Source organism: Rossellomorea vietnamensis, assembly GCF_025398035.1.
GTDB classification, from domain to species: domain Bacteria; phylum Bacillota; class Bacilli; order Bacillales; family Bacillaceae_B; genus Rossellomorea; species Rossellomorea vietnamensis_B.
Genome location: NZ_CP104558.1, coordinates 4,377,455 through 4,389,808, shown reverse-complemented (window position 1 = coordinate 4,389,808; position 12,354 = coordinate 4,377,455). Strand labels below are relative to the sequence as shown.

Below are 12,354 nucleotides of genomic sequence, written 5' to 3'. Positions count from 1 at the left end.
TCCGTCCCTCCTATTGTTCTAAATAGATCACTTCTACGATCTTCCCCTGAAGGAGAATTTCTTCCGGAAGGATCATCTTGATGACAAATTGCTCCCCTTTTATTAACAGTTGACCCTGTTTAAGCAGAAGCCGCACCTCCCGATCTGTGAAGGTCAACAGACCCCGGTGATTTTCTATATAGATATGAATTTGTCCAATCATTGTGACGCGAGGAAGGTCCATCATGACATCTTCGGGTAAATCCATTTTCTGTGTCATCCATTTACGCATATGTTGTAAAAAGCTTTTTGCCATAAAAAAAGAACCCCCTTTCATCTCATATTTATGAAATGAAAAGGGGTTTCATCACTTTTATTTTTGATGATGGCGTTTTTTTGATTTCGGAGGGCCGAACACCTCTGAAAAAATAAATCCTTTCACGATATCATCTTCATTTTTGAAATCAAGGATGAGACCCGGGCTATCCTCCCGAATCCTCTTTGCCCGGTTCTGCTGGGCTTCAAGCTTCCTTGAATATCGTTCTTCTTGTTTCTGAAGGCTGGAATAAGTAGATTCCGTCTCCCTCTTCTTATCTTCCAAACGGGTTTGGATGGAGGAAACGGCCTCTTTTACAGGCTCTTTGTATGACCTTGGTTCCCTCCATCCGGTTCGTTCCCGCTCAACTCTTTCCCTGCCTCTTCCAACAGGTTCTGGAGAAGCGGGGGAGGCCGTTTGAATCGGCTTCTGCCTCACGGGTTTATTGGATGGAGGCTGTTTCATTTTATTGAATATGGATGTGATGATCCCGATCAAAATAAATAAGATCAATGATTCCATGGAGATACCTCCTTTCTGAACAAAGGGAGCTTACTTATCACTCTTCGAATCTTTTTTATCCCCTGTCAGCTTTCCGATCGAGTCTCTCATTTCTGTATCGGCATCGATATTCTTCAAGTTCATGTAGTCCATCACACCGATGTTCCCTGACCTGAGTGCTTCAGCCATGGCAAGGGGTACTTCTGCTTCCGCTTCCACAACCTTCGCTCTCATTTCTTCTACTCTTGCTTTCATTTCCTGCTCATTGGCAACGGCCATCGCTCTTCGTTCTTCCGCTTTCGCCTGGGCAATGTTCTTATCAGCTTCCGCTTGTTCTGTTTGCAGTTCTGCTCCGATATTCTTGCCGATATCAACGTCCGCAATATCAATCGAGAGGATCTCGAATGCCGTACCTGCGTCCAGACCTTTTGATAGGACTGTCTGAGAAATCAAGTCCGGGTTTTCCAATACCTTTTTGTGATTGTCGGATGAACCGATCGTTGATACAATCCCTTCCCCGACACGGGCAACGATCGTTTCTTCACCGGCACCACCGACAAGACGATCGATATTCGCACGGACCGTGATACGCGCCTTCGCCTTCACTTCGATCCCATCCATGGCCACACCAGCGATGAACGGAGTTTCAATCACTTTAGGGTTAACACTCATTTGAACCGCTTCAAGTACGTCACGACCTGCAAGGTCAATCGCCGCAGCACGCTCAAACGTCAATTCAATATTTGCACGATGAGCCGCAATCAGTGCATTGACCACTCTGTCTACGTTACCGCCAGCTAAATAGTGACTCTCCAGCTGGTTGATCGTTACCGTGATTCCTGCCTTATGGGCTTTAATTAATGGATTGATCACACGGCTCGGGATAACACGCCTTAATCTCATCCCAACCAGTGTGAAAATACTGATCCTGACTCCTGCCGCGATTGCTGAAATCCACAGCATGACTGGTACAAATGTAAATAATACAGCTAAAACGATAATGCCCACCACAATCGCAACGAGCAGTAAAATCGTACTTGGTCCTATAACCATAGTTTGTTACCTCCTAAAGTTTATGAAATGTCTCTTACTACAATCCTTGACCCTTCCACCTTCACAATTTTAACCTTTTCACCCGCTTTGATAAAGCCGCCTTCTGTCACTGCATCGATTCTTTCTTCCTCCACGATGACGGTTCCGGATGGCCTTAAAGGTGTTTTGGTCACGCCGGTTTTCCCAATTAAATCCAATCGATTGGCATTGGATACATATCCGCTTTCTGTGCTGGTGGAATCGTTTAAAATGATTTTGTTAAAAAATTTCATCTTTTTACCAAACACCTTTACAAAGATAATCACTGTTGCAACGGCAATGAATAAAGCGATCAAAAGAGAGATTCCCATTTGCACCATATCGCCCCCTGCCAACATAATACTTGCAAGGATCGCCCCTATACCGAGCACCCCCGCAATTCCCCCGGGGAGGAAAAATTCTGCGACTATAAGGATGATACCAATGATGAAAAGAAGAATGGTTTCATATCCCGCAAGTCCTGCAACCAAGTGTCCATAAAAGAATAATACAAGGGAAATCAAGCCGATAGAACCGGCAATTCCAAAACCGGGTGAATACAGTTCCACAATCAGACCGATGCTTGCCAGGGATAAAAGAATCGGAACAACCACAGGATTTGTGATGAAGCGGGCGAGTTTTTCCGCGAACGTTTCATCCACCCGTTTCACAGAAGCTTTATCCACTCCAAGGGTTTCATACAATTCATCGAGGTTCTTCACTGTCCCCTCTGAATACCCTATTTCCTTCGCTTCCTTTGATCCCAGCGTCAACAGTTCACCTTTTTCGATCCCCAGCTCTTCTATTACAAGGGACTCATCTGCCATGGCCAGAGCATATTGAGGATCTCTCCCATTTGATTCAGCGGCACTTTTCATGGCAGACAGCCAGTAGCTCTGGGCTTTCTTATCCGCCGCATTCCCCTCCTGATCAATGACTGCTGCTGCACCCATCTGGCCATTTGGTACCATATAGATTTCATCTGCATGGAGGGAAATGAATGCTCCCGCAGACAGGGCATGGTCATTTACAAACGCAATCGTTTTTGCATCGATCCCATCCAGGAGCTGTCCGATATCGCCCGCGGCATCAACCAATCCCCCAGGTGTGTCAATATCGAAAATGATCAGTTCCGCATTATGGTCTTCCGCATCTTTAATCGCCCTTTCCAAAAAGGCATGAAGACCTCTTTCCACTTCCTTTTGAATGGGAATCACGTATACCCTATCCGAATCCGCTGCTGAACTGATCAGCGGCTGAATAAAGCTGAACCCAAGAATCAGCATCAATAATACAAGTATACTTCTCCTCAACTTAACCCCCTCGTTTCAGGTAATATTCCTTGATACTTTATGTACGGATGACCCATTAAAAAAGTTTCATTTTTTTAAAAAATATGTTACAAAATGCTCGCATTCCCTGTTCCATCTGAAATCGGTTTAAAAAAACCGGAAAGCATCAAGGCTTTCCGGTTTCTTTAATCTTATGATAGATGTTGAAGAACAAGTTTGTTGACGAGAGCCCCATCGGCTTTCCCTTTTAATTTAGGCATGATTGCTCCCATCACTTTGCCCATATCGGCTTTAGAAGTAGCACCTACCTCCGCTACCGTCTGTTCGACAATAGCAGAGACTTCTTCTTCTGAAAGCTGCTTAGGCATATATATTTCGACGTAAGTCAGTTCTGTTTGAATTTTCTCAACGAGGTCTTCTCGACCCGCGTTTTGAAATTCCTGGAGGGAGTCTTTCCGTTGCTTCACTTCTCGAGAAAGGACAGTCAACTCTTCGTCTTCAGAGAGTTCCTGTTTCCCATGTTTGATGGCTTCATTTTGAAGTGAAGCCTTAAGCATGCGGATAACGGAAAGCTTCTCTTTTTCTTTATTTTTCATCGCTTGTTTCATATCATCATTTAAACGATTGAGAAGACTCATACTTACACCCTCTCTTAGAACTTACGCTTTCTTGCAGCTTCTGATTTCTTTTTGCGTTTTACGCTTGGCTTTTCATAAAATTCGCGCTTTCTAAACTCTTGTAAAGTTCCTGTTTTAGAAACTGAGCGTTTGAAGCGACGAAGAGCATCTTCAAGCGATTCGTTTTTACGAACAACTGTTTTTGACATCTCTCTTTCCCTCCCTCCGAACACACTACACTTACATGTTCAAGTCAAGAAATGGTTTGTACCAATTTCTTAAGACGCAGGATTATCTGACGTCCTTTACTTCACCAATTGGTTATGGCTTTGCCCTTGCCTGATTGTCACAAGGGGACAGAAAGTGTATGTCTTTCTTGGATGGATTCTTTAATATATTATAAAGAAATCCATGTACTTTGCCATTATAATATATGATATGTGTCAGGTCAACAATTTATCATAAAACACTCACATAAATAGGCATGTCTCATTCATTTCCCCCATACATTTGTAGTAGTCGTACTGGTGTACAGGAGGAATTCAATGATCTTACATGGAATCGCCTTTATTTTTTTTATCTTATGTTTTTTATTCGGCATGGCCTGGCTCAGGTCGGGACTATTTAATATCGCAAATCAGAAGATCAAGACATGGCTTCATTATCTTACAAGCACCCCTGTGAAGGGTGTCATGACAGGGACCGTTGTCACCGCTTTCATTCACAGCAGCTCGGCGGTCATGGTCCTTACAGTGGGACTAGCTTCCTCCGGTCTGATCCCTTTCCGTCAAACCATCGGCATCATGCTCGGTTCGAACATCGGGACCACTTTCACTCTTGAAATGTTCACTCTGGATATGAACTATCTCATCGTTCCATCCATGATCATCGGATGTGTACTGTATTTTTTCAAATCTCCACAGATCAGAAGCAGCGGTATGATCTTTATAGGCTTCGGATTGATCTTTACATCGATCCGGGCCATTCAATGGCTTGCAACCCCTTTGACGACGCACGAATCGTTGCGTTCTTATATGATTCAGGTCAATGAACATCTTGTCCTTGCCTTACTGATTGGATGTGTGCTGACGGCCATCATCCAATCGAGTACCGTCGTGACAGGCGTGACGATGGGGTTCCTTGCTGCTGGTTCAATTGATCTCCATGCAGGGATAGCCATCATGCTCGGTGCCAATGTCGGCACCTGTATCACAGCCTTTATTGCAAGCATCGGCGGCGGCACCCAGGCCAAGCTGACGGCATACGCCCATATCTGGCTGAATGTGATGGGAGTGGCACTTTTCATCCCTTTCATTCCCTTACTTGGGTCGGTCGTAGGAACGCTCGCCGATTCTCCGGATTTGCAATTGGCCCACGCCAGTGTCCTATTCAATCTTATATGTTCCCTGCTTGTTCTTCCCTTCGCCAATTCGTTTGCCCGGTTAATCGAAAAGGTCCACCTTCCAAAAAAAAGCTGAGCGGTTATCCGCTCAGCTTTTTATCACATTAATAATCTGAATCGCTTGTTAAACCTTGGACGATTTTCACACCTGAGCTCGCGCCTAAACGAGTAGCCCCGGCTTCGATCATCGCTTGTGCATCTTCAAGGGAGCGTACGCCGCCTGAAGCCTTCACGCCAATATCAGGTCCAACCGTTTTTCTCATTAAAGCGATATCTTCTACCGTTGCTCCACCAGTCGAGAAGCCGGTCGATGTTTTCACATAATCCGCTCCTGCTTCCACAGCAAGTTGACAAGCTTTCACTTTTTCTTCTTCTGTCAGAAGACATGTTTCAATGATGACTTTAGAAAGAGCTTTTCCTTTAGAAGCTGCAACAACCGCTTCGATGTCACGTTTCACCAGTTCATGGTCACCGCTTTTCAGTGCACCGATATTGATGACCATATCGACTTCCGTTGCCCCTTTTTCGATCGCATCTTTTGTTTCGAACGCTTTCGTTTCAGGTGTAGAAGCTCCAAGCGGGAACCCGATCACCGTACATACTTTCACTTCTGTACCGCTTAATAATTCGCTTGAATATTGTACCCAAGTAGGGTTTACACACACAGAAGCAAACTTGAATTCTTTCGCTTCCTGGCAAAGCACCTCTACTTGATCTTTTGTTGATTCAGGTTTAAGTAAAGTATGATCGATCATACTTGCAATGTTCATAGTCATTGATTATCTCTCCTTTAACAGTTGTCCGTACCTCTCTTATCATACCAAAACTAAGAGAAAAAGACGAGCACTTTATAGTATCTCCCAAAATAAAGAAAACCTTTTCATATGTTCTAAAATGATAATCTCAGAAAGGAAGAAAAAACAACCCCGGAGTGATCCGGGGTTGTAAGGTATTTATTTTAGTCGGTATACTCTCGCCTCGTATGGTTTGAGGGTTATTTTGCTCAACTCTCCATGGTCCTCCACTTCATAGTTGTTCAATAGAAGGTTCTCTGATGATACGTTTCGTTTACCAAGGTCACAAACAGCGTTCTTTGTGGAAAGGTTTGTGATGACGACCATGGATGTGTTTTCTCCTGTGCGGGTATAGGCATAGATTTGCTTGTCTTTTTCAAGGAGCAAATCGTAGATTCCGTACGTGAAGACGTCTTCCCTTTTCTTAAGTTGAATCATTTTCTTGTAGAAGTTGAGAATGGAGTTTTCATCTTTTTCCTGTGCTTCTACGTTGATTGTCTTATAGTTAGGGTTCAATTTCATCCAAGGTGTGCCACTTGTGAATCCGCTGTTTTCCCCGGCTGACCATTGCATCGGTGTTCTGCTGTTATCACGGGATGAAGCCCAGATGATTTCCATGATGTCTTGATGAGGCACCCCTTCTTCACGTTTAAGACGGTAAAGATTTTTCACGGCTACATCGTCATAATCTTCGATGGAAGGAAATTGAACGTTGGTCATGCCGATTTCCTGTCCCTGATAGATGAAAGGTGTCCCCTGCATCAGGAAATACATGGCTGCCATCGCTGTGGCACTTTCTTTCCAGTACTCCTTGTCGTTCCCCCAAGTCGAAACAACACGGGCTTTATCATGATTTTCGATAAAAAGGGCATTCCAGCCGTTTCCTTCCAGCCCTTTCTGCCAACGGGTGAGCACCTTTTTCAATTCCACGATGTCGAGATCCGGATTGGTTTCTGCATCCCACAATCCAAGATGTTCGAATTGAAAGATCATATCCATCTTTCCGTTCTCTTTACCGACCCATAGTTCCGCTTCATCTGCCTTCACACCGTTCGCTTCCCCAACCGACATCACGTCATAATTGGCATACGTACGATCCTTGAATTCCTGAAGGAACGCATGGATCCCTTTTTGATTCATATGCATGTCAAAGGAAGAAACGTATTTTTCTTTCTTTGGATTCGGCATATCCGGCAGACCGGCACGCTTCTTGATATGACTGATGGCATCGATTCTGAACCCGTCGATACCTTTATCCAGCCACCAATTCACCGTATCATATAATGCCTCACGCACTTCTTCGTTTTCCCAATTCAGATCCGGCTGTTTCGTCGAGAAGACATGGAGGAAGTATTGGTCCGTTTCTTTATCATACTGCCAGGCAGATCCCCCGAAAATGCTTTCCCAGTTATTCGGTTCTTTCCCTTTCACGCCATCTCTCCAAATATACCAATCACGCTTTGGATTGTCCTTGGAACTCTTTGACTCGATGAACCAAGGGTGTTCATCACTTGTATGATTCAGGACAAGGTCAATGATCAGCTTCATATCCCTATTATGAACTTCTTTCAAAAGCTGGTCGAAGTCTTCCATCGTTCCGAAGTCTTCCATGATATCCTGATAATCCGAAATATCATACCCATTATCGTCATTAGGTGATTTATACATTGGACAGATCCAAATCACATCGATCCCTAACTCTTTAATATAATCCAAACGCTGGATGACTCCCTGTAAGTCCCCGATTCCGTCACCGTTGGAATCCTGGAAACTTCTCGGATAGATTTGGTATCCCACTGCCTCTTTACGCCATGCCTTTTTCATCGTAACACCTCATCAAAGTATAGTAAGATACAAACGCTTACATTTAATGCAATCGTTTGCACTATTGTTTAAAAAAAAGACTCTTTTCAACTATTCGATTAACAATACTAGTTTACAACCTTCTCCTGCACTAATCAATAGATAATTCGATTCTAACCAAAAAAAAGAAAGTGGTTACAAAGTATTATTGTGCGAAAATAAATGCAAGGCACCCGAGCGAAACGTCAGGTGCCTTCATCCATTAAATAGCTGCTTTTTCTTCTGATTCTTCAAGTACCCGCACAAATTGACCTTCATTTAGAGGATAACCCGCTTTGGTGAGTTTCACTTTCACAAGCTTCCCTACCATCTCATCGGTTGCAGGGAATACCACTTTCAAGTAGTTATCCGTATATCCTACATAAAGATCATCCTGATAGATTTCTTCAGGGATTACCTCCAGTACTTCGTTTTCGAACTCCGAAGCGTATTCTTTCGCTAATTGGTTCGACAATTCAATTAAACGATGGACACGTTCGTTCTTGATGTCTTCATCAATCTGATCGTCCATTCGGGCTGCGGGCGTGCCTGTCCGTTTTGAATAAGGGAAAACGTGAAGCTCAGAGAATTTATGCTCTTTGATGAAATTATAGGTTTCCATGAATTCTTCTTCCGTTTCACCAGGAAAACCGACAATGACATCGGATGTGACGGCAAGACCAGGCAGCGCTTTTTTAAGCTTCTCTAAACGCTCGGCAAAGAATTCCATCGTATATTTTCGGCGCATTCTTTTTAGAACCGTGTTGGAGCCCGATTGAAGCGGAATATGCAAATGCCTTACCACGATATCGGATTGATCGATCACTTCAATGACTTCATCCGTCAATTGACTCGCTTCAATGGAAGATATGCGAATTCTTTTGAGACCCTTCACCTTTTGCTCAAGATCTTTAAGGAGCATAGCAAGATTGTAGTCTTTCATGTCCTCTCCGTATCCGCCTGTATGGATCCCTGTCAGGACAATTTCTTTGTATCCTGCATCAACAAGCTGCTGGGCCTGGTGAATGACTTCTTCAGGATCGCGGGATCTCATCAATCCGCGTGCCCATGGAATGATACAGAACGTACAGAAATTGTTGCAGCCTTCCTGGATTTTAAGGGAGGCACGGGTACGGTCCGTGAATGCAGGGACATCCAATTCCTCGTACACCCGGTTTTTCATGATGTTCGTGACGCCATTAATCGGTTGACGCTCTTTTTTGTATTCCTCGATATACGTAAGCATTTTCCTGCGATCCTGTGTGCCGACAACGACATCGACTCCCGGGATGGCCATGATTTCGGCTGGGGACGTTTGGGCATAGCATCCTGTTACACAGATGACCCCGTCAGGATTTTTCCGGATGGCACGGCGGATGACCTGCCTGCTCTTCTTATCTCCTGTATTGGTTACAGTACATGTATTGATGACATACACATCTGCGATCGAGTCATATTCTACCCGTTCATATCCTTCTTCTTTAAATAGTTGCCAGATGGCTTCAGTTTCGTAGTGGTTCACTTTACACCCTAGAGTGTGAAACGCTACTGATGGCATTGCAATCACCTCATAAGTTCTAATTGATAGCTGATGGCTGAGAGAACATACAATGGAGCAGTCTCCGTTCGGAGGATCCTTGGGCCAAGGCCGCATGTAAGAAAGCCCCCGCTCCTCAACATCTCTATTTCTTTCTCCGATAATCCACCTTCAGGGCCGAATACGACCAATACACTTTGCCCGTTACCGATGGAGGACAACATCTTTGACAGGTTCCCTTTTTCACCGGCGCGTGCTTCTTCTTCATATGCGACAAGTTTATAATCGAACTGACTGCCAGCTTGAATCAATTGTTTCATTGAAACGGGTGCAGAGACATCAGGGACGAGAAGTCTATGGGACTGTTCAGCTGCTTCCTTCACGATCTTTTCCCATCGATCTGTCTTTTTCTTTGCTTTTTTTTCGTCCCATTTCACAATGGAGCGGTCCGCATTAAAAGGGATAAATTGAGTGGCTCCAAGCTCCGTTCCCTTTTGGAAAATCAACTCCAATTTATCCCCTTTCGGCAGTCCGCTCGCAATGGTTACTTTAATTGGTAATTCTTTCGTCGATGTTTCCCATTGTACTATTGATAGCTTGACTGCGTCACTGGAAATCGTTTCAATACGGGTGATCGCTGATGCCTGATCCTTGAAGACAACGAATACTTCATCCTGTTCCTTCATCCTCATGACCCGGACAATATGATGATAATCATCCCCCGTGATCATGATCGGATCATTTTCTCGATATAGGTCTTCTATAAAATATCGTTGCATACAGTTTCAACTCCACCGTTTTTACTTTGTTTTATTCAGGCTTGACCGCGATGATCGCCACCCAGTCTTCCATTACCATGATTTCTTCGATCTGGAAACCGGCAGCCTCCAAAGAGTCACGTACTTCCTGCTTTTTAGGCTGGATGATCCCGGAAGTGATAAAATATCCACCCGGCTTCACAAGCTCGTATGCGTCTTCTGTAAAGCGCAGGATGATTTCAGCCAGGATGTTCGCCACGATCACATCAGCCTGCCCGGTCACCCCGTTCAATAGATTATTGGCATCCACTGATACCGTATCCTGTACTTTGTTCAACTTTACATTCAGCCTTGCTGAACGAACCGCGACTTCATCCAGGTCATATGCACGTACCTGGTCTGCAGCTAATAGAGCCGATGCAATGGATAATACACCTGAGCCCGTACCAACATCAATGACGGTATCATGTTCTTTTACGATCCGCTCAAGTGCCTGGATACACATGACGGTAGTGGGGTGAGTACCCGTTCCGAACGCCATGCCCGGATCCAGTTCAATGATAAGTTCATCACTATGAACAGGAGTATAATCTTCCCATGTTGGGACAATCGTAAATTTATCGGAAATCTTCACGGGATGGTAATATTTCTTCCAGGCCGTAGCCCACTCTTCTTCATTCACTTCAGAGATTTCCACTTTGTTTTCACCAATGTCGATATCATACGTAACGAGGTTCGTGATGCCCTGCTTGATCTCGTCAACGGTTTCACCTAGGAAACTATTGACGGGCAAATAGGCTTTGACCATGACGCCGTCAGTTGGGTAGTCATCAGGGTTGAGTTGGTAGATCTCCCCGAACATATCTTCTCTTTCCTTAACTAATTCGGCAGGGTCTTCAATGACCACACCGCTTGCCCCTGATTCGTGAAGAATGTTTGAAATCGGCTCAATCGCTTCATTCGTTGTAAGAATACTGATTTCTGACCATTTCATTGATCTACCAACTCCGCTCTTTAGTTATTCGCCTTTAAAGGCCTTTTTTACTTTATCAAAAAAGCTTTCATGCTGTTCATCAGGAATTTGACCGCTGATATCGGCAAATTCTCTCAGTAATTGTTTCTGCTTATCCGTCAGCTTGGAAGGAGTGACCACTTTCACCTGAACATGCTGATCTCCCGTACCGTAACCACGCACATTCGGTACGCCCTTGCCTTTCAAACGGAATCTCGTACTCGTCTGAGTTCCTGCAGGGACTTTCAGCTTCACTTTACCGTGTAAGGTCGGTACTTCAATTTCATCACCCAATGCTGCCTGGGCAAACGTTACAGGCATTTCGCAGTAAATGTCATCTCCGTTACGTTCGAAGAAATCATGTGAACGGACGTGGAAAACCACATACAGGTCACCGGCAGGACCGCCATTAATACCCGGTTCCCCTTGACCTGTCACACGCAGCTGTTGTCCATCATCGATACCAGCAGGAATCTTGACAGCGATTTTACGACGTTTCTGTACTTTACCCGCACCGCCACACGTTGAACATTTTTCCTTGATTTGCTTACCTGTACCGTTACAGTAGTGACAAACCCTTCGGTTCACAATGCGGCCGAATGGTGTATTCTGCTCGACATTCAATTGACCGGATCCATTACAGTGAGAACATGTATTGACCTTAGTCCCAGGCTTCGCTCCCGAACCATGGCACGTATCACACTCTTCTTCTCTCGGAATCTCGATTTCGGTTTCTTTCCCGAATACCGCTTCTTCAAATGTCAGAGACATCGTGTATTGAAGGTCCGCTCCTTGACGGGGAGCGTTTGGATCTCTTCTGCGGCCTCCGCCGCCTCCACCGAAGAATGTATTGAAGATATCCTCGAAACCGCCGAAACCGCCGCCGCCAAAGTCAGCGCCGCCTCCGAATCCCTGGTTAGGGTCCGTGTGTCCGAAACGATCATACTGAGCGCGCTTCTGATCATCACTTAACACTTCATACGCTTCCGATATTTCTTTAAACTTTTCATCCGCATCCGCTTCTTTATTAATATCCGGATGATATTTTTTGGAGAGCTTGCGGTATGCTTTCTTCATTTCGTCTTTTGAGGCGTCTTTTCCAACCCCAAGAACCTCATAATAGTCCCGTTTACTCATTAAAACACCACTCCCGAATCCTTTGCATAAAGGTTATTTTAACATTGAGCTTCGACTATTATCAATAAAAACTCAACATTCCTTACTTTAGTTTGT

At 44.5% G+C, this 12,354-nt stretch carries 13 protein-coding genes; 1 reads left to right on the top strand and 12 read right to left on the bottom strand.

Going from position 1 to position 12,354, the window contains the following annotated elements; translation table 11 throughout:
* Positions 1–10: 10 nt before the first annotated feature.
* From yqfC to rpsU, 6 genes are all read right to left on the bottom strand, one after another.
* Positions 11–295: a sporulation protein YqfC gene (yqfC, locus tag N5C46_RS22495; protein WP_148969724.1), complete on the bottom strand. Its 285-nt coding sequence runs from the start codon at positions 293–295 to the stop codon at positions 11–13.
* A 57-nt stretch (positions 296–352) separates the two neighbouring features.
* Positions 353–817, bottom strand: a complete 465-nt coding sequence (locus N5C46_RS22490; protein ID WP_261750305.1) for a YqfB family membrane protein — start codon at positions 815–817, stop codon at positions 353–355.
* 30 nt (positions 818–847) lie between these two features.
* Complete coding sequence (floA, locus tag N5C46_RS22485; protein WP_261752411.1) at positions 848–1,843, bottom strand: flotillin-like protein FloA; 996 nt, start codon at positions 1,841–1,843, stop codon at positions 848–850.
* A gap of 26 nt (positions 1,844–1,869) precedes the next feature.
* A complete protein-coding gene (locus tag N5C46_RS22480; RefSeq protein WP_420720429.1) occupies positions 1,870–3,180 on the bottom strand; it encodes an NfeD family protein in 1,311 nt (436 codons plus the stop codon).
* Between the two features lie 170 nt (positions 3,181–3,350).
* Positions 3,351–3,797: a GatB/YqeY domain-containing protein gene (locus N5C46_RS22475; protein ID WP_034757488.1), complete on the bottom strand. Its 447-nt coding sequence runs from the start codon at positions 3,795–3,797 to the stop codon at positions 3,351–3,353.
* A gap of 14 nt (positions 3,798–3,811) precedes the next feature.
* Entirely contained in the window at positions 3,812–3,985 is a 174-nt protein-coding gene (rpsU, locus tag N5C46_RS22470; RefSeq protein WP_032087602.1) for a 30S ribosomal protein S21, read from the bottom strand.
* Positions 3,986–4,321: 336 nt separating this feature from the next.
* Between rpsU and N5C46_RS22465 the strand changes: the two genes are divergently transcribed.
* Positions 4,322–5,254 (top strand): Na/Pi symporter, encoded by a 933-nt coding sequence (locus tag N5C46_RS22465; RefSeq protein WP_261750304.1) that lies wholly within the window; start codon positions 4,322–4,324, stop codon positions 5,252–5,254.
* Positions 5,255–5,282: 28 nt separating this feature from the next.
* Here N5C46_RS22465 and deoC read toward each other — a convergent pair whose 3' ends face one another.
* The 6 genes from deoC to dnaJ form a co-directional block, all read right to left on the bottom strand.
* Positions 5,283–5,954 (bottom strand): deoxyribose-phosphate aldolase, encoded by a 672-nt coding sequence (deoC, locus tag N5C46_RS22460; protein WP_034757484.1) that lies wholly within the window; start codon positions 5,952–5,954, stop codon positions 5,283–5,285.
* A 177-nt stretch (positions 5,955–6,131) separates the two neighbouring features.
* Entirely contained in the window at positions 6,132–7,796 is a 1,665-nt protein-coding gene (locus N5C46_RS22455; protein WP_261750303.1) for a glycoside hydrolase family 13 protein, read from the bottom strand.
* A 241-nt stretch (positions 7,797–8,037) separates the two neighbouring features.
* Positions 8,038–9,372, bottom strand: coding sequence for a tRNA (N(6)-L-threonylcarbamoyladenosine(37)-C(2))-methylthiotransferase MtaB (mtaB, locus tag N5C46_RS22450; protein ID WP_261750302.1), 1,335 nt, complete (start codon positions 9,370–9,372; stop codon positions 8,038–8,040).
* A gap of 5 nt (positions 9,373–9,377) precedes the next feature.
* Positions 9,378–10,130, bottom strand: a complete 753-nt coding sequence (locus N5C46_RS22445; RefSeq protein WP_261750301.1) for a 16S rRNA (uracil(1498)-N(3))-methyltransferase — start codon at positions 10,128–10,130, stop codon at positions 9,378–9,380.
* 31 nt (positions 10,131–10,161) lie between these two features.
* Positions 10,162–11,103, bottom strand: coding sequence for a 50S ribosomal protein L11 methyltransferase (gene prmA / locus N5C46_RS22440; protein WP_261750300.1), 942 nt, complete (start codon positions 11,101–11,103; stop codon positions 10,162–10,164).
* Between the two features lie 24 nt (positions 11,104–11,127).
* Complete coding sequence (gene dnaJ / locus N5C46_RS22435) at positions 11,128–12,258, bottom strand: molecular chaperone DnaJ (protein WP_034757470.1); 1,131 nt, start codon at positions 12,256–12,258, stop codon at positions 11,128–11,130.
* Between the last annotated feature and the right edge of the window lie 96 nt (positions 12,259–12,354).

Bases quoted from the DNA above. Each gene is read 5' to 3' on its own strand.
- mtaB (WP_261750302.1), bottom strand. From the start codon at position 9,372: ATGCCATCAGTAGCGTTTCACACTCTAGGGTGTAAAGTGAACCACTAC.
- dnaJ (WP_034757470.1), bottom strand. From the start codon at position 12,258: ATGAGTAAACGGGACTATTATGAGGTTCTTGGGGTTGGAAAAGACGCC.
- prmA (WP_261750300.1), bottom strand. From the start codon at position 11,103: ATGAAATGGTCAGAAATCAGTATTCTTACAACGAATGAAGCGATTGAG.
- rpsU (WP_032087602.1), bottom strand. From the start codon at position 3,985: ATGTCAAAAACAGTTGTTCGTAAAAACGAATCGCTTGAAGATGCTCTT.
- N5C46_RS22490 (WP_261750305.1), bottom strand. From the start codon at position 817: ATGGAATCATTGATCTTATTTATTTTGATCGGGATCATCACATCCATA.
- N5C46_RS22455 (WP_261750303.1), bottom strand. From the start codon at position 7,796: ATGAAAAAGGCATGGCGTAAAGAGGCAGTGGGATACCAAATCTATCCG.
- N5C46_RS22445 (WP_261750301.1), bottom strand. From the start codon at position 10,130: ATGCAACGATATTTTATAGAAGACCTATATCGAGAAAATGATCCGATC.
- N5C46_RS22475 (WP_034757488.1), bottom strand. From the start codon at position 3,797: ATGAGTCTTCTCAATCGTTTAAATGATGATATGAAACAAGCGATGAAA.
- yqfC (WP_148969724.1), bottom strand. From the start codon at position 295: ATGGCAAAAAGCTTTTTACAACATATGCGTAAATGGATGACACAGAAA.
- deoC (WP_034757484.1), bottom strand. From the start codon at position 5,954: ATGACTATGAACATTGCAAGTATGATCGATCATACTTTACTTAAACCT.
- N5C46_RS22465 (WP_261750304.1), top strand. From the start codon at position 4,322: ATGATCTTACATGGAATCGCCTTTATTTTTTTTATCTTATGTTTTTTA.